The 18051-nt window shown below is 33.0% G+C and carries 12 protein-coding genes; 6 read left to right on the forward strand and 6 right to left on the reverse strand.

Features of this window, described 5'->3' with window-relative positions; all coding sequences use genetic code 11:
- On the forward strand, positions 1-747 hold a 747-nt coding region (locus B2989_RS01230), incomplete at its 5' end, for a glycine--tRNA ligase (RefSeq protein WP_292942915.1).
- A gap of 73 nt (positions 748-820) precedes the next feature.
- Here B2989_RS01230 and B2989_RS01235 read toward each other — a convergent pair.
- From B2989_RS01235 to B2989_RS01255, 5 genes are all read right to left on the reverse strand, one after another.
- Positions 821-1402 (reverse strand): hypothetical protein, encoded by a 582-nt coding sequence (locus B2989_RS01235; RefSeq protein ID WP_292942918.1) that lies wholly within the window; start codon positions 1400-1402, stop codon positions 821-823.
- Positions 1403-1500: 98 nt separating this feature from the next.
- A complete protein-coding gene (locus B2989_RS01240) occupies positions 1501-3474 on the reverse strand; it encodes a heavy metal translocating P-type ATPase (protein WP_292942921.1) in 1974 nt (657 codons plus the stop codon).
- Positions 3475-3496: 22 nt separating this feature from the next.
- Positions 3497-4642 (reverse strand): efflux RND transporter periplasmic adaptor subunit, encoded by a 1146-nt coding sequence (locus B2989_RS01245; protein ID WP_292942924.1) that lies wholly within the window; start codon positions 4640-4642, stop codon positions 3497-3499.
- A 4-nt stretch (positions 4643-4646) separates the two neighbouring features.
- On the reverse strand, positions 4647-8960 hold the full coding sequence (locus B2989_RS01250; RefSeq protein WP_292942927.1) for a CusA/CzcA family heavy metal efflux RND transporter: 4314 nt from the start codon (positions 8958-8960) through the stop codon (positions 4647-4649).
- 67 nt (positions 8961-9027) lie between these two features.
- The gene (locus B2989_RS01255) at positions 9028-9354 is read right to left on the reverse strand and encodes a hypothetical protein (protein ID WP_292942930.1); all 327 of its coding nucleotides are present in this window, start codon (positions 9352-9354) and stop codon (positions 9028-9030) included.
- Positions 9355-9638: 284 nt separating this feature from the next.
- Between B2989_RS01255 and B2989_RS01260 the strand changes: the two genes are divergently transcribed.
- The gene (locus B2989_RS01260) at positions 9639-10661 is read left to right on the forward strand and encodes a hypothetical protein (RefSeq protein ID WP_292942933.1); all 1023 of its coding nucleotides are present in this window, start codon (positions 9639-9641) and stop codon (positions 10659-10661) included.
- On the opposite strand, the gene B2989_RS01265 is transcribed toward B2989_RS01260, so the two are convergent.
- Entirely contained in the window at positions 10658-14101 is a 3444-nt protein-coding gene (locus B2989_RS01265) for a hypothetical protein (RefSeq protein WP_292942936.1), read from the reverse strand. The two genes, B2989_RS01260 and B2989_RS01265, sit on opposite strands and share 4 nt — an antisense overlap.
- Before the next feature lie 176 nt (positions 14102-14277).
- On the opposite strand from B2989_RS01265, the gene B2989_RS01270 reads away from it, so the two are divergent.
- The 4 genes from B2989_RS01270 to B2989_RS01285 form a co-directional block, all read left to right on the forward strand.
- Complete coding sequence (locus B2989_RS01270) at positions 14278-15039, forward strand: exodeoxyribonuclease III (protein ID WP_292942938.1); 762 nt, start codon at positions 14278-14280, stop codon at positions 15037-15039.
- A 15-nt stretch (positions 15040-15054) separates the two neighbouring features.
- The gene (locus B2989_RS01275; protein WP_292942968.1) at positions 15055-16008 is read left to right on the forward strand and encodes an OmpA/MotB family protein; all 954 of its coding nucleotides are present in this window, start codon (positions 15055-15057) and stop codon (positions 16006-16008) included.
- A gap of 179 nt (positions 16009-16187) precedes the next feature.
- The gene (locus B2989_RS01280) at positions 16188-17222 is read left to right on the forward strand and encodes an aldo/keto reductase (RefSeq protein ID WP_292942971.1); all 1035 of its coding nucleotides are present in this window, start codon (positions 16188-16190) and stop codon (positions 17220-17222) included.
- A gap of 141 nt (positions 17223-17363) precedes the next feature.
- On the forward strand, positions 17364-18051 hold a 688-nt coding region (locus B2989_RS01285; protein ID WP_292942974.1), incomplete at its 3' end, for an immune inhibitor A domain-containing protein.

Below are 18051 nucleotides of genomic sequence, written 5' to 3' on the forward strand. Positions count from 1 at the left end.
GAACAAATGGAAATGCAATTTTTTATTAAACCAGGCACACAAAAAGAATGGTTTGATTACTGGAAAGAAACTAGATTGAAATGGCATAAATCTTTAGGTTTAGGCGAAGACAACTACCGTTTTCATGACCATGAAAAATTAGCACATTACGCAGATGCTGCAACAGATATTGAGTTTAAATTCCCATTTGGTTTTAAAGAATTAGAAGGCATCCACTCGCGTACAGATTTTGATTTAAAACAGCATGAAGAGTTTTCAGGAAAAAAACTTCAGTATTTTGACCATGAAGATAACGCAAGTTATACACCTTACGTTTTAGAAACATCTATTGGTTTAGACAGAATGTTTTTAGCTGTGTTTTCAAACTCTTTAATGGACGAGACTTTAGAGGATGGAAGTGTTAGAACAGTTTTAAAATTACCAGCAGTATTAGCACCTGTAAAAGCAGCTGTTTTCCCGCTAGTTAAAAAAGACGGTTTACCAGAAATAGCTAAGCAAATTATTGAAGATCTTAAATGGGATTTTAATGTGTTTTATGACGAAAAAGATGCGGTTGGTAAGCGTTACAGACGTCAAGATGCTAATGGTACACCATTTTGTATTACAGTAGATCATGAAACTATAGAAACTAATACAGTTACTATAAGACATAGAGATACTATGGAGCAAAAACGTGTTGCCATCTCAGAGCTTAAAGACATCATCAAAAAAGAAGTTGATGTGAAAGAGTGGTTAATGAAGATGTAAAGTATTATAACAGGAATTTATAAAAAAAGCCCAAACTAATCAGTTTGGGCTTTTTTATTTAATTATTTAAATTTTAGAATCTAATTCCAAAATTAATTCCAAATCTTGGCTCGACATTATCTAAGTAATCATCATCAATGCTACCAAGATTTCTTGCTATTTCTCCGTTAATTCCTAACGTAAAAGTGTCATTAAATACCCATTTATGACCAATACCAAAGCCTAAAGAAAAACCGTCTACATCATACGTATATTCTTCTTCTACATTAGTGTCACTAATATAGTCGTAATAGTAATAATCCTCTACAGTTACAGTTCCTATTCTAAGTTTGGCTTGAGGATAAAAGTAAAAACCAGCATGATCTTTTTTCTTTGAAAAATAGATAACATATGCTGCTTTAAGACTTATAGCATCAGAGTCTTTTATATATCCAGTATCATAGTAAGCATAAGTGTCAAAAAACGTTGCTCCAATATAAAGTGACTGATTTTTTTCTAAATAACGTTCGTAATTAACGTTAAATGATCCTGCGACTACTAAGTCAAATAAATTTGATGAAATTTCATTTTTTTTTGTAGTTGTTTCAATGTCTTCTTGAGAAAATCCATAAAAAGAAGTCAATAATAAAACGAATAATAAATGTGTTTTTTTCATAAATAAGATTGATTAATTAAAGCGTATAACTTATCAAAAGCCATACCATTAGTAGATGGTAAATGTAATAAAAGGTTGCGTAAATAAGAATAGTATTATTAATCTTCCTTATAAGCCAATAAGCGTAAAGCATTTAAAACAACGACTATGGTTGATCCTTCATGAAATAATACAGCTAATCCAATATTAGTTAATCCTAAAATTGTAACAGGAACAAGTATAGCCACAACACCTAAACTTATAAAAATGTTTTCTTTTATAATGCGTTTAGACGCTCTGCTTAATCCAATAACAAAAGGTAAGTTTTCTATTTTGTCAGACATTAAAGCGACGTCTGCGGTTTCTAAAGCCACATCGCTTCCTGCTGCTCCCATAGCAACACTTACAGTGCTTAAAGCCATTGCTGGAGCATCATTTACACCATCTCCAACCATAGCAATTTTTCCGTCTGTTGCTAATAAATCTTTAATAGCTTTTACTTTATCTTCTGGTAATAAATTTCCTTTTGCTTCAGTTAATCCTATTTGATTTGCAATGGCATCACCCACATTTTGATGGTCTCCAGTTAGCATAATCATGCGTTTTATGCCAATTGCTTTTAGCCTTTTTAATGTGCTTTCTGCTGTTTGTCTTGGCGTATCCATAACGCTAATTATACCTATTATTTCATTTTTTAAAGCAACTAACATAACGGTATGACCATGTTGTAAAAGACCATCCATTGTTGTGATTACAGTGTCTTTAACAATAATGCCTTCGTCTTTCATTAATTTTAGATTACCAATAAACACTTTGTCATGGTTGTAAGAGGCTGTAACTCCTTTTCCTTGTATGGCTTCAATATTTTTAGCAACGCCTTTAAAATGGATATTATGTAGCTTTTCAATATCCTTTGCTATTGCTTTTGCTAGTGGATGATTACTTAAACTTTCAACCTCTAAAACAATTTGTAGAAATTCATTTTTGTCAAAATTATTTAAAGCAATCACATTGGTTAATTTTGGTTTTCCTTCGGTTAAGGTTCCCGTTTTGTCAAATGCAATTGTGGTAATACTTCCTAAATCTTCTAATGCTTTTCCGCCTTTTATTAAAACGCCTTTTTGTGCTGCTCTTGCAATTCCGCTAAGGACTGCACTTGGTGTAGATATTGCCAAAGCACAAGGACTTGCTGCTACCAAAACAGTTATAGCTCTGTACAAACTTTCGCTAAACGTTTCGTTTATAATTAGGTAGGCAAAGCATAATAAAACAACCACAATAATTACTATTGGCACATACCATTTTTCAAACTTTTTGGTTAAACGTTGTGTTGGCGATTTTTGGGTTTCTACCTCACTCACCATTTTAATTAATCGCGCGACTGTAGAGTCGTAACTTAGTTTTAAAACGTGTACTTCAATGGTGCTATCTCCATTTATAGTACCTGTAAACGCAATGTGTTTTTTATCGATGTGCTTAAACTCAGGTAGCTTGTCTAAAGTTGGGATTGCTGTTTTGTCAACAGGCATACTTTCTCCAGTTATTGGTGCTTGATTAATGCTGCTGTTTCCCGATATAATTACACCATCTGCTGCAATTTTAGTGTTTGGTTTTACTACGATTATATCTCCAATTTTTAAATTTTCAATTGGTGTTTCAATAAGCTGATTTCCATTTTTTACCAACGCTATTTTAGGAGATAAATCACTTAACGCTTCAATGGATTTTTTAGCCTTATTCATCGCATAATGTTCTAGTGCATGCCCTAAACTAAATAAGAAAAGGAGCAAAGCGCCTTCTGCCCAACTGCCAATGTAAGCAGCTCCAATTGCAGCAGCAATCATTAAAAAATCGATATCAAATTGGCCTTTTGGTAGTTTTGCTCCAGCTTCAATTGTTATAAAATAACCACCAAAAAAGTAAGCAATTATATAACTTGAGAGCGATGTCCAATTTGGTAAATCCGTTAGTTTTGCTATGGTAAAACCAGTCACTAAAAAAACACCGCAAAGTATTGCAAAATACAGCTCTGTTTTTTTGCCAAAAATCAAATTATGGCTGTGGTTATGTGCGTCGTTAGTGTGTTTTTCCATGTAGTGTGCTGTAAGGTTTTTGTTAATGACTGTGTCCTCCTTCGCCATTATTTAGTAGCATATTTGTGCCTTTAATCACTATTTGTTTATCCTTTAAAACTTCAGAATTTAAAATTTCGATATAGTCTTCCGTTTGTTTTCCAAGTTCTAATTTAAACTTTTTAAAATGAAATTTACCTGTTTGTTCTTCATCTAAAATTAAAACAAAAAAATCGTTATCTACTTCAATTATGGCTTCTTTTGGCAAGCCAAATCCTTTTGTGCTGTCAATAATAATATCCGCATCAACAAACATTCCAACAATAAAGTTTTCTTTGTCGTTGTCTACGTGTCCATGCACTTTTACACGTCTAGTTTGCTCGTCAATAGTGGTTCCTACCAAATGCACTTCCGCTTCAAAGGTTTTGTCCGAAGCTTCAGGGATTTTAAACAAGATTTTTTGATCTTTTTTAATTTGCATAATGTCTTTTTCAAAAACTGATAACTCTAAGTGAATATGATCAATATCTACAATTTCCATGATAACATCGCTAGGCGAAACATAGGTCCCATTACTGATGTTAACCTTTGTAACATGACCAGATATTGGAGCATATAAATTTATAGTGGAAGAAATACGTCCTTGTTCCACGCTACTCGGACTAATATTTAGCATTTGTAATTTTTTACGCAGTCCGTTATAATGTGCAAGGTTGCTTTTGTAAGCGCTTTCAGCTTTTAAGTAGTTTTTTTCTGAAGTAATTTTTTCTTCAAACAATGTTTTTTGTCTGTTGTATTCAGATTTTAAGTAATTTAATTGCTCTGAAACCTCTAAGTAGTTTTGCTGAATCTCAACAAATTCCGGATTTTCCAAGGTGACTAAAAGTTGTCCTTTTTTTACGCTATCTCCAATTAGTAAAGGTGTTTTGGTGATATAACCTCCACTAAAAGTAGAAACGCTTGATTTGTTGTGTGGTGGTACATCAATCATTCCATTTACTTTTACGGTGTTGTTAAAATCGTATTCGTTTAATGTTCCAAAAACCATTTTTTCACCTTCAAACTGTGCTTTTGTAATGGTTATGTCGTCATTGTGTGTTTCCGTTTCAGGAACTAGTTCTGTTGTTTTTTCTGAATTTCCGCAGGCTGCTAAAACCAGTGAAAATAATAGGATATATATCTTGTTCATCTCTTTATAGTGTTAAGTGATTGATGGTAATTACGGTTTGATTGTACTGATTTAATTGCTCTAAATAACTAAGCTGAATGTCTTTTGCTGTTTCTAAACTTTGGATGTATTGAAAGAAATCGATTTCACCTTCTTTAAAAGTTCTGTTTGCTGTTTTTATAATTTCTTCGGAAAGGGTTTTTCCTTGCGTTTCATAATAATTAATAGCGTCTTCATACTGCTGAAGCTTTGCCAATAACGATTGGTATTCTGCATTTAATTTAACTTGATAATCTTGTTTTTGTTCTGCAATAATATCTTGTGCGATTTTTGAAGCTTTAATTTTTGAACGTTGACCACCAAATAAAATTGGGATTTTAAGACCTAATTGATAGCCTTTAATATTGTCGTTTAGAGAGCTGTTTGTACCTTGAAAATATTCCGCATTTAAATCAGGAAGTAAGCTTTGTTTTTCTAATTTAGTTTGTGCTTTTTGATAATTAATAGTGGCATCAAAAACCGATAAGCCAACATTTTGATTAGCAGATAATTGTTCTATTTCTAGTTTTTTTAGTAATCCGTCTTCAATAGTAAGAGAATCTACTTGCACTATCTTTTTAAGCTGTTGGTTGTATAAAGTCACCTCTTGCAGCGATTGTTTATAAAGTGTTTCCAATTGTTTCTGTTTGGATTGTGCGGTAATCATTTCTAGATAATTAGTTTCGCCTAACTCAAATCTACGTTTTGCTTTTTGTGCAAAATCTTTATATAAACTGTCTAAATATTTATAGTTTTTGGCTTTGTTTTTAGCATAACTTAACTGATAGTAATAGGCGTACACTTGTTTTTTTAATTGCTGTAATTGCAAACTGAAATTAGCTTCTTGCAAACTAGCTTTAGATTCGTTTACTTTCTTTTCAGCAAAATAAACCGTTGGGAATTTAAAGTCTTGTGAGATTCCAAAAACTTTAAGAGGTTGATTGTTTACAGCTAAATTACTTTCGTCATAGTTATAGTAAACACTCGTTTTATCAAACGTAAAAGCCGAACCAACTAAAGCATTGGATTGGTCAATTTTTAAGTTTTCAGCATTTAAATTCGCATTGTTTTCAATAGCTAAAGCTAAAGTCTGTTTAATAGTTAAAGGGTTGTTTTGTGCTTGAATACTAAAAGTTAAAAACAAAATAATGATTGTAACTATTGATTTTTTCTTCATTTTTAATGCATTTTTTTCTTCAAACCAAGCGTATAAAACTGGTAAAACAACTAAGGTTAGTAAAGTTGCAGTAAACAAACCGCCAATAACAACAGTTGCTAAAGGACGCTGTACTTCTGCTCCAGCATTTGTAGAAATAGCCATAGGTAAAAAACCTAATGCTGCAGCTGCTGCTGTAAGTAAAACTGGTCGTAAACGTTCTGATGTTCCTTTTTTGATACGATCGGTTATATTGCTAAAGCCTTCCGCTTTAAGCGCTTTAAAATGCTCGATTAATACAATTCCGTTTAGTACTGCAATTCCAAATAGGGCAATAAAACCAACACCTGCAGATATACTAAAAGGTAAATCTCTTAACCATAATAAAAGGATACCACCAACCGCAGATAATGGAATTGCAGAATACACAATTAGTGCTTCTTTAACCGAGTTGAATGCAAAATAAAGCAGAATAAATATTAATACTAAAGCTACAGGAACAGCCACTAATAAACGGTCTTTTGCGCTTTGAAGGTTCTCAAATTGTCCGCCATACGTAATAGTATAGCCAACAGGTAGTTTTAGTTTGCTATCAATTATTTGTTGCACGTCGTTTACTACAGATTGTAAATCTCGGTTTCTAACGTTAATACCAACCACAATGCGACGTTTGGTGTCGTCTCTAGATATTTGTGCTGGACCAGTTGTATAGTTGATTTCTGCTAATTCGCTAAGCGGAATTTTGTTTCCGTTTGGTGTGTCTACATATAAGTTTTGAAGACTTTCAATGTTTTTTCTGTTATTTTCTTGAAGCCTAAGGACTAAGTCAAAACGTTTTTCACCTTCAAAAACACTTCCTGCTGTTTTACCAGCAAATCCCATTGAGATCACATCGTTTAAGTCGGAAATATTAAGTCCGTAACGCGCTATTTTGCTTCGGTTAAATTTCACACTCATTTGTGGTAAGCCTTCTACTTTTTCTACTGAAATATCTGCAGCACCTTCTACATTTTCAATTAGTCTTTTAATTTCATCTGCTTTATTAGCCAAAACGGTTAAATTTTCTCCAAAAATTTTAATAGCTACATCAGCACGAACACCTGTAACCAGCTCGTTAAATCGCATTTCTATAGGCTGCGTAAATTCTACTTCCATTCCTGGAATTACAGTTAAGGCTTCTTTAAATTTATCAGCTAATTCATCTTTACTTTTTGCAGAGGTCCACTCTTTTTTAGGTTTTAGTTTAATAATCACGTCACTTTCTTCCATAGACATTGGGTCAGTTGGGACTTCTGCAGCTCCAATACGTGTGACTACTTGGTCTACTTCTGGGAAGTTTTTTAATAGAATCTGTTCAATTCTTGTTGTAATTTCTATCGTTTTTCCAAGCGAAGTTCCTGTTTTTAAAACAGGTTGAATAACAAAATCACCTTCGTCTAAAGTGGGTACAAATTCGCCACCCATTTTACTAAAAACCCAAACACTTGAGGCTAATAAAATAGTAGATAATACAACTACTATTCTTTTGTTAGACAAAGCCCAATTAATAATAGGTTGGTAGCCTTTATTTATTGATTTCATTAGTCTAACTGAAATGTTTTTTGCAGACTGTTTACTAGGTTTTAAAAATAAGGAAGACACGACGGGAACATACGTTAAACACAAAATCATAGCGCCAATTAATGCAAAGCTAAACGTCATTGCCATAGGTTTAAACATTTTGCCTTCAATACCACTTAAAGACAAGATTGGAATAAACACGATTAAGATTATTAGTTGACCAAAAATGGCGGAATTCATCATTTTTGAGGCGCTTTTTAGTGTTATTTGGTCAATTTCGGTTTGTTTTTGGTTTTTATTTATTTCTGAGAGATGCGACGCTTTAGACATAATTTGAAACGCAATAAACTCGACAATAATAACTGCGCCATCAATGATAATTCCAAAATCTATTGCGCCTAAACTCATTAAGTTGGCATCGACACCAAATTGACGCATTAATATTATTGCAAACAATAAACTTAGCGGTATAACGGAAGCAACTACTAGGCCTGAACGCCAATTACCAAGTAGTAAAACCACCACAAAAATGACAATTAATGATCCTAGAATTAAGTTTTCTGCAACGGTAAATGTTGTTTTTCCAATCAGTTCGCTTCGTTCTAAAAAGCCATTTATATAAACGCCTTCTGGTAATGTACTTTGTATGGATGCGACACGATCCTTAACAGTGTCAATAACTTCTTTAGAGTTACCATCTTTAAGCATCATGATTTGTCCTAATACTTTTTCGCCTTCACCATTTCCTGTGATGGCTCCAAAGCGTGTTGCACTTCCAAAACCAACATTAGCAACATCTTTAATGTAAATTGGTGCGCCATCATTTTTAACGACTATGTTCTCGATATCTTGTAAAGAGCTTACTAAACCTTCGCCACGAATAAAAAAGGCTTGGTCATTTTTTTCGATATAACCACCACCAGACACACTGTTGTTTTTTTCTAAAGCCTGGTAAATTTCTGCAATAGAAATATTCATTGCTGTTAATTTGTTTGGGTTGATAGCAACTTCGTATTGCTTTAAAAATCCGCCCCAAGTATTCACTTCAACCACTCCCGGAATTCCTGATAATTGACGTTTGACAATCCAATCTTGAATGGTACGTAAATCTGTTGTTGTGTATTTGTTTTTGTAATCAGGTTTTACATCTAAAATGTATTGGTAAATTTCGCCCAAACCAGTCGTTATTGGTCCCATTTCTGGAGCGCCAAAACCTTCTGGTATTTTCTCGGAAGCCGATTTTATTTTTTCAGCAATAAGCTGTCTTGGTAAAAAGGTTCCCATGTCATCATTAAAAACGATGGTTACTACGGATAATCCAAATTTTGAAACAGAACGGATCTCTTCAACGCCTGGTAAATTAGCCATTTCTAGCTCCACAGGATAAGTTATAAATTGCTCCACATCTTGCGTAGATAAATTACGTGATGTGGTAATAACTTGTACTTGGTTATTGGTAATGTCTGGCACTGCGCCAATAGGTATTTTGGTTAATGAAAAAATACCAAAACCTATAATAAAGGCTGTAAATAGAAATATGATCAGCTTGTTTTTTAAGCTGAATCTTATGATGTTTTCTAACATAATTCATGAAAATTAAGAAATAATAAAATGCCTATTTTAAGTAAATAGGATTAAGATCTAAATTGAATTATGAAGCTCTGGGTGGCTGAAAAATAGAAGTTTTAACAGAGTCCGTTTCCGTTTCGTTGTAATGAAAGTTAAAAGGGATTTCAATAAACTCTTGGTAGTTAATCTCGAAGTTGTTTGCAATACCTATAAAAGAGGTGTTAATATGTGTACACATATGATGGCTATCCTTAAACGGAAGATCTTTATGTTCTTTATGCTCGTTATCATGCGTATCTCTAGCGTCTCCATAATGTTCTGCTAAAAACTCAAAAAACGTATCACCATACATTTCTTGATGGAATTCGGCATGCTCTAGCAACGCACTAAACTTGGAAATATCTTCCAAGTTTATGTTGAAACTCTGCACGAGAATCAAAAGTGAATAGGTGATGGCTAGAATTTTGCTCATAATAACAATCAAATTTACAAAATTAGATGTGTCTTATGGTAACAAAAGTTACAAATGGTTTAAAAATAAGCTTTTACTCGTTGTTAAGAGGAGTTCCCTAAATATCATTTTTTTAAATTAAATTGTTTTATAATCTTTGATAGACTGATTTAGTAATTATGCAATTAATTTTAAAATTTATCCTCTTATTTTTTGTTTCACTAGTGTTTGGCCAGCAAAACGTGGATACTATCTATGGAAGTCCAAAGTCGGTTAATGAGAGGTTTGTGTTTTTAAAAACCAAAATGCCAAAACATTATACCGAATATCAAGATTATAGTTTTATGGATATAGCAAGATATAAGAAGGGAAATCTGAAAAGTTTTTTTAAAGATATAGGCGTAGGTTATATTAATTGCAAAACAGATTTTAATAGAAAAGAACTTAAAGAAAATGAGGTTTGGTACGATTTCTCGGGAGAAGTAGAAAGAACTTTTTATTATTCTTATGATAAAAAAAATAATTTAATTGAGCAAAAAGAAGTGTCTTGGGATGATGAGTTTTGGTTGGTTAAATACCATTATAACCAGTTAAATAAACCAATTGCTATGAGTTATTATAATAGCTTAGAGCCTAATGAATTTGTTCATTGGTATTCGGTTAGGGATGAAAATAATAACGTAATTGAAAGTAGAAGAATAGATGAAGATGGAGAGGATTACACAACTTTATATGAACTTAATAACGAAGGAAAAGTAATTAGAACCTATATAAAATATATACTTAACAAGCTAAAATCTAAGAAGGCTCAATCAAAATTTCAAAATAAAGAAAGGAATATTAGTGTATTTAGATATGATGAGAGAGGAAATATGATACTGCAGCTAAACTATAACACATCCACTAATAACATTCGATCAAAACAGGTTTATAAATACGATGATAGAAATTATTTAATTGAGTATAAAAATTATTCGAATATTAGTGATACCACTAATTATATAAAAGTAGTCTATGACTATAACAATAAGGGCTTTAAAACTTACGAGAAAGAGACAACAACTAATGATTCTACTTTTAGTATAATTAAGACATTTTACAATAAAGAAGATTATGTAATTAGAACCATTATTATAGATAATGACGTAACAAAGACATTAGATTTTAAATATAAGTTTGATAAAAAAGGTAATTGGACAAAAATTACAAAAATTGTTAATGGAGAGCCTTTTTATGCTTTGGTTCGAAAAATAAAATATTACTAAAAATAAGCTTTTAGTTGCACATTTCCGGTGTGGATGGTTTTGCTGGTTTCGGTCTTACGTCCAAAATATGTTAGGTTTAAATCTAAAAATTTGGTTAGTTTTTTTTGTGCTAATAAAGTCCAAGTAAAGTTTTTTCCGGGTTGTAACCCTTCTAACATTTGGAAAGCAACTGGACTGTTAGCGTTGCCTTCAAAATTGTTATTAAAAACATTAAATTCGCCAGAAATGGCGCCAACTTGCGCATTTCCTTTAGGAGAAAAAGCAAAAGACAGACCGTATTTTTGCTGTTTCAAGGTTTCTAAATTATTAATAGTATTGTCTTTGTTTGTAAATTGATAAAACACATCAAACTGTACATTATCGTTTAATAAATAGGATAATTTAGGATTGAATTTATTGGTGTCAATATCAAAGTTTTTACTGCTGAAATTTTCACTATTGCTAAATTGTTGTTCCAATGCAGAAGTAACAGTTACTAACCAACTGTTTTTAATTTTGTGTATAAAATTTAACTGATGACTTTTAAGATTGTTCTCTATAAATCCGAAGCTTAATGTGTTTTCGCTACTATTCCATAAATAGGTGTAAGACGTGGTGTAACGTTGTTTTCCGCGATTAAAAAATAAGACATTTCTAAAATTAAGTGTTAGTCCTAGTTGGTTGTCTTCGCCTTGCTTAAATGGATTTAAATCAAAATCAGCATCGTCACGTATAATTTTTCGATCAATTAAATAACTACTTTGATTATAAAACTTAGAGAATATTTTTTTGGTTTTACTCTCTGCGTTTACCCAATCAATAGGGTTTAGGGTAAGGGTTTGACTTAACCTATTTTGATGTGTTTTAATAAAAACTTGATTAGGTAAAAGGACTCTAATATATTCGCCTTGATCTTGGAATTGTGCTATTTCAAACTCTTCAAGTTCTTGGATTCCGTTTTCATTATAATCTATCCATGTATACGCACCTTGACCAGGTTCGACTTGCACATAAGTAAAATCTTGTTGAGGTAAGGTTCCGGAATTAGTTTCAAAAGCAGTGTTCCAAATAATACCATTTTTTAAAAAACGCTGATTAAATAATAGGCGAGAGTTTAACGAGTTTTCGTTTGCTTGCTCTTGGTCTTCATTTTTTAAAGTTCTGTAATTAACATATAAGGACAGATTTGTTTTTTCGTTTTTAAGTAATCTAGTGTCTAAATAATATGTGTTTGAGCTGTTTACACGATCTAGTTTACCGATACGTAAACTGTCATTTACACGATATTTATAGCCAACTTCTGCGTAGACATTTGTACTATCACCAATACCAGTAAAAGCTTCATAGGCAGTAAAACGTTGTGTTAAGTTAGTAAATTGTTGTGTTTGGTTAATACGTTCTTTGTTTTCTTCTGCAGAAAATCCTGTTCCAATCCATTGTTTTTTTAAGTTGTAGATGGCTTTATTATAGGTTCTGAAAAACTTAGAGGAGTTTGTTGTTCCATTTGCTTTTAATATACTAGATGCTGTGTTTAATCGTATATTGCCAATGTTTAAATTGGCGTTAATATTATGTTTGTTTCCATTAAAATTTTCGGAATAATTTAAATGTTGAAAATTATAATTGATTTGACCTTTTTTATAGTGATAACTTTGTAATCCTGCAGTTATTAATGCTTGGTTGCCAAGGTTGACATTTAGTAGGTTTGAATTGTCTTGGCTTAAATTCCAATCACGATTAAACTCTGGAGCATACAGACGTTGTATAGTTTTAAAATCTTGTTGAATATAATCTGCATCAAAAACTGCATTTACATTCCATAAGCTATCATTTTTTATTACGTTTTGCTCTACTGTTAATTTGGTGGCTATGCCATTATTGTTGGCATCGTCTAGACTAGAAAATAGGTTTAGATCGTTTTTACTGGCAGCAACTTCAAAACCAACTTTTGTCTTTTTAGTAGGTTGATAAACTCCGTTTACGGTTGCTATTTGCAATAATGTTGGCGCTACTAATTGTACAATTGGTGCGTAATTACCTTGTTTTACGCCTGCAATAGGTGGCGTAAATTGATAAATGTTATTTATAGCATTGCTAGAAGATAAAATATAATCACCTTGATTGTCTCCAACTAATGTAAACGTAACACCAAATAAGGTGTCGTCTGGATTGTTGGAAAACACATAAATAGTGTCACCATTAAAATCTTCTTTTTTATATAAAATCCTATTCTCATTGTAGGTTTCTGGTACTTCAGACAAGGCAACCATTTGTTGTGAGTCGTCTCCTGCGCTACTTAAAATTGCCACTTGTTCTTGAGATAGGTTTTGTTGCAAAGGATTGTTTTTTGAGTCATTTTCAGAATACACTGAAACGCCTAATTTTAGTTTTTCGCTTTCATGATTTCCACCACCATAAGCTACAATTCTAGAGTAATTTCTTTCAGAGTATTGAAAATCTATGCTAATTCTCATCTCGGAAGTCATTGGGTAAGTGGCATTAAAAATAATTTCGCCTGCGTTATAATCTATAATATAATCTTCGTTTTCGCCACGCTTTAATGCTACACCATTTACATAAACGGTTTCGCTACCAGAGACAATTAGTACAAATAATTCTCCGTTTGGACCTTGCAGTTTGTAAGGACCTTGGTTACCTTCTTGAGCAGTAAATTGATAATTGGTAAATTGACCACGCACTAAAGCGCCAGATGCAAATACGTTAGTCTGTTGGTCGTCGTCTCCAAATTTAGCTTTGACTTGTAATCCTTGTACGCGCTTTGTAAAGGATGCAAAGTAGGATTGGTCATTAATTAAATCTATATCTCCAGCACGAATAGCCCAATCGTCAGAAAATAATTCTAAAAAGACTTGGTCAAATTCGTCTAAACGTTGCGAGTAACCAGTTTCTTGTAAAGGTATATTGGCGTCTTGTATGCTGGCACGAAGCGAGACGTTATCGTTTAGTTTTCCTGTTATTTGTAAATCAAGCTCACTGTTTAAAACCGAGTTTTGATTATTACCAATAGTTACACCACGACTAATGCTTCCAGAGGTTGTTAAACCATCAAACGGTTTGTAGCTGTTGTTAGTGTTAGGTTGTGTTAGTTGGACTAGTTTGTTTATGTTGTCTGTGTTTTCAACTATAACACTTTTGTCAAACTGTTTGTAGGTTTTGGTTAAAAATTCAGGATAACTTTGATAATTTATTATTACAGAATCTGTGGTAATAGGTTTTAAAAATGTAAGTGTTGATTTTCCAAAGTCTACTTTATAATAACTTGCGTCTATAACAGTACCTGCTTTTGTTTCAATTTTAAAACCAATGTTGTTAATACTCACACTGTCAATTTGGATGGTTTTACTAGTAGCAAAAATTTTTCGGTTTAACCCATTAGTTTGTTCTTGCGCAAACGCAAAAATTCCGAAGAAAATAAAAAAACAGGTAATGGTTAATTTCATCTATATTTATAACACCAATATAACTAGATTATTTTGTTAATATTTTTTCAGTAAAAATGGCGTAATTCATCTTGTAAAAGTAAAGCATTATTTAATTTAGCAGAAACAAATATTTTTAATGCAAAACTAGCTGAATAAAAAGTTAGGTAATAAACAAAAACAACAAACTAATACACATGAAAATTATCTCATATAACGTTAACGGAATTAGAGCAGCAATCAACAAAGGATTTATAGATTGGTTACAAAGCGCCAATCCTGATGTGATTTGTTTGCAAGAGATAAAAGCAATGGAAGAACAGTTGGATTTAGATTTGTTTAAAGACGCTGGTTACCATTATAACTACTGGTTTAGCGCTCAAAAAAAAGGCTATAGTGGTGTTGCTGTGTTGTGTAAAACAAAACCTAATCATATAGAGTATGGTACAGGAATAGAGTCTATGGATTTTGAAGGACGTAATCTTCGTGTCGATTATGACAATGTTTCAATTATGAGTATGTATTTACCTTCTGGTACCAATGCTGCAAGATTAGAGCATAAGTTTGATTACATGGATTTAATTCAAAAGTATTTAAATAAATTAACCGATACGTTACCCAATTTAGTAGTTTGTGGAGACTACAACATATGTCATGAAGAAATTGATATCCACAATCCTAAAATGAAAGGTGTTTCTGGTTTTTTACCGGAAGAGCGTGAGTGGATAGGCGATTTTATAGACTCAGGTTTTATAGACTCGTTTAGATACTTAAACCCTGAGCGTCAAGAGTATTCTTGGTGGAGTTATCGTGCAAATGCAAGAGCCAATAACAAAGGTTGGCGTTTAGATTATGCAATGGTTAGCCAACCATTACAACAAAAAATAAAAAGAGCAGTTATATTACCAGAAGCTAAACATAGTGACCATTGTCCTATTTTAGTCGAAATTGAATCATAATCCCAAATAATAACAATGAAAAACAGAATTTCAGTAATCCTATTAGTGCTTATAGCAACCAGTTGCGTATCTCCAAAAGTGTATAAGGAGTTAGAAGGTAAATATGCAACCTTAAAAAAAGAAAACAGAAACCTAAAAGATGAAAACAATGACTTGTTAAAAGCTAAAAATAAAGCTAGTAATGATTTAGCACAACTACAAGCAAAATATGACGAGGCAGTAAAACGTCGTGACCAACTAGAAACAGATTATGCAGTAGCACAAAATAAATATGATGCCCTAAAGGCTTCTTACGACGCGTTAGATGCTAATAGCAGTTCTGCAATTGCTGCAAACACACAAAAAAACAGAGAGTTATTAGCGCAACTAGAAACTAAAGAGCAGGCATTAGCTGCAGAAAACGCGAGACTAGCACAGCTTAAAAAAGAGTTGGAGGCACGCTCGCAACGTGTAGCAGATCTAGAAAGCATTATCGCATCCAAGGAAGCAGAGATGACAGCACTTAAAAATGCAATATCAAGTGCCTTAACAGACTTTGAAGGTAAAGGACTAACTGTAGAGCAACGCAACGGTAAAGTATACGTCTCAATGGAAAACAAATTGCTTTTTGAGTCAGGTAGTTGGGCAGTTGGTACACAAGGTCGTAAGGCAGTACAACAATTAGGAACCGTATTAGGTGACAACCCAGAAATCTCAGTACTGATAGAAGGACATACAGATAACGCACCATATCCACCAAAAGGAAACATAAGTAACAACTGGGACTTGTCAACAAAACGCGCCACAGCAATTGTAACCATTCTACAAGAAAATACAAATATTAAAGCGGATAACTTAACAGCTGCAGGTCGTGGCGAGTTTGCTCCAATTGCACCAAATACAACAGCAGAAGGTAAAGCTAAAAACCGTCGTATCGAGGTTATTTTAACACCAAAATTAGACAAGATTACCAACCTGTTAAATAATTAATTTAAGCGCATTACCACAAGGGTCAGGCTATCCGTTATATCTTTTTTTGCCATATATGGCAGCAAAAAAAGGATGCCACTTCTATCCTTAACGCAAACCTTAACAAACATTTGACCTTTAATTACTAACAATAATTAAAGGTCTTTTTATATTTGTTTAAAAGCTAAACAATCAAATCGATGAAATACACAACACTTCCAAATACAAACATAAAAGTCAGTAAAATATGTTTAGGCACAATGACTTTTGGAAATCAAAATACCGAAGCCGAAGGTCATGCACAATTAGATTATGCAGTGGAGCAAGGTGTTAATTTTATTGATACAGCAGAGCTGTATCCTGTTCCAGCAACAGCCGAAACATCAGGTAGAACAAGTAAGATTATTGGGACATGGCTTAAAAATAAAAAAAGAGAAGATATAGTTGTTGCCTCAAAAATAGCAGGAACAGGAGATTATACAGCACATATACGTACAACAGGTTTTACAGCAGAATCAATTAAAGAGGCTGTAGATTTAGAGTTAAAAAGATTACAAACAGACTATATAGATCTGTATCAATTACATTGGCCAGAACGTCAAACCAATACCTTTGGAGTTAGAGACTACAAGCATAACCCAAACGATCCTTGGATAGATAATTTTAAAGAAGTTCTTGAAGCTTTAAACCAAGTGAAAAAAGAAGGAAAAATTAGAGAGATTGGATTGTCCAACGAGAAAGCTTGGGGAACCATGCGTTATCTAGAAGAGGCTAAAAATAATAACTTGCCAAGACCAGTAACCATCCAAAATGCTTACTCGCTTTTAAACCGTGTTTTCGAAGGAGATATGGCTGAGGTATCTTTAAGAGAAAATATTGGTTTATTAGTGTATTCTCCTATGGCATTTGGAGTGTTGTCAGGAAAATATGTAAAAGCTATTGCTGGAGATAATTCTAGATTAAAATTGTTTCCAAGATTTGCAAGATATAGTAGTGAGCAATCTACGCTAGCAACAAAAAAATATTTAGAATTAGCCGAGCAAAACAATCTGTCATTAGCCCAAATGTCGTTAGCATTTGTAAATCGTCGACCATTTGTAACTAGTAATATTATAGGTGCTTCAAGCTTAATTCAGTTAAAAGAAAATATTAATTCTATAAATTTAACATTAAATGAAGAATTAATGGAACAGATAGAAAATATTCATGCCATAATTCCAAACCCTGCACCTTAGTTGTTGTAGGCATTTACTGCTTATTTTAACACGCTTTATCGATGAAATTAGTAGTTAGTCTATAATAGCATTTTTAACAGTTTTTCACGTTGTTTTTTTTTTAGTTTAGGTGATTAAATTAACTAACGATTTCTCAAACTAATGAAAAAAACTACGTTCATTTTAGCTTTGCTACTATTATTTATAGGATGGCAAGCTAATTCACAAATTACAACTTACCCTTATTCAGAAGATTTTGAAGCAGGTGATGGTGGTTGGGTAGCCGACAATACCAATAACGGTACTTGGGCACTTGGTCTACCAGCTGCAGTAGTAATAAATAGTGCAGCTTCAGGTGCAAACTCATGGGTTACTAACTTAACAGATGTTTATAGCGCAAATGACGATTCATTTGTAACGAGTCCAGTGTTTGACTTGTCTTCTTTAACTGCGCCAACAGTATCATTTAATATATGGTACGAGGCTGAATTTAGTTGGGATGGTGCTGTATTCCAAAGTTCAATAGATGGAGGAACATCTTGGCAGAATGTAGGCGCTTTAGGCGACCCAAACTGGTACAATGATGGAACTATTAACGGTAGTCCAGGAGGACAACAAGAAGGTTGGACTGGTCGTAATGGTACAGGGTCTAATGGTTGGATTAATGTTAATCATGCATTAGATGGATTAGTTGGTCAGACAAATGTAATCTTTAGATTTGCTTTTGCTTCTGATGGATCAGGTCAAGATGACGGTTTTGCTTTTGACGATGTTTCAATATTTAACACGGATTGTCCAAATCCTTCTGCTATTACAGCAGCAGGTATAACATCTACATCTGTAGATTTAT

Source organism: Olleya sp. UBA1516 (assembly GCF_002323495.1).
Classification (GTDB): domain Bacteria; phylum Bacteroidota; class Bacteroidia; order Flavobacteriales; family Flavobacteriaceae; genus Olleya.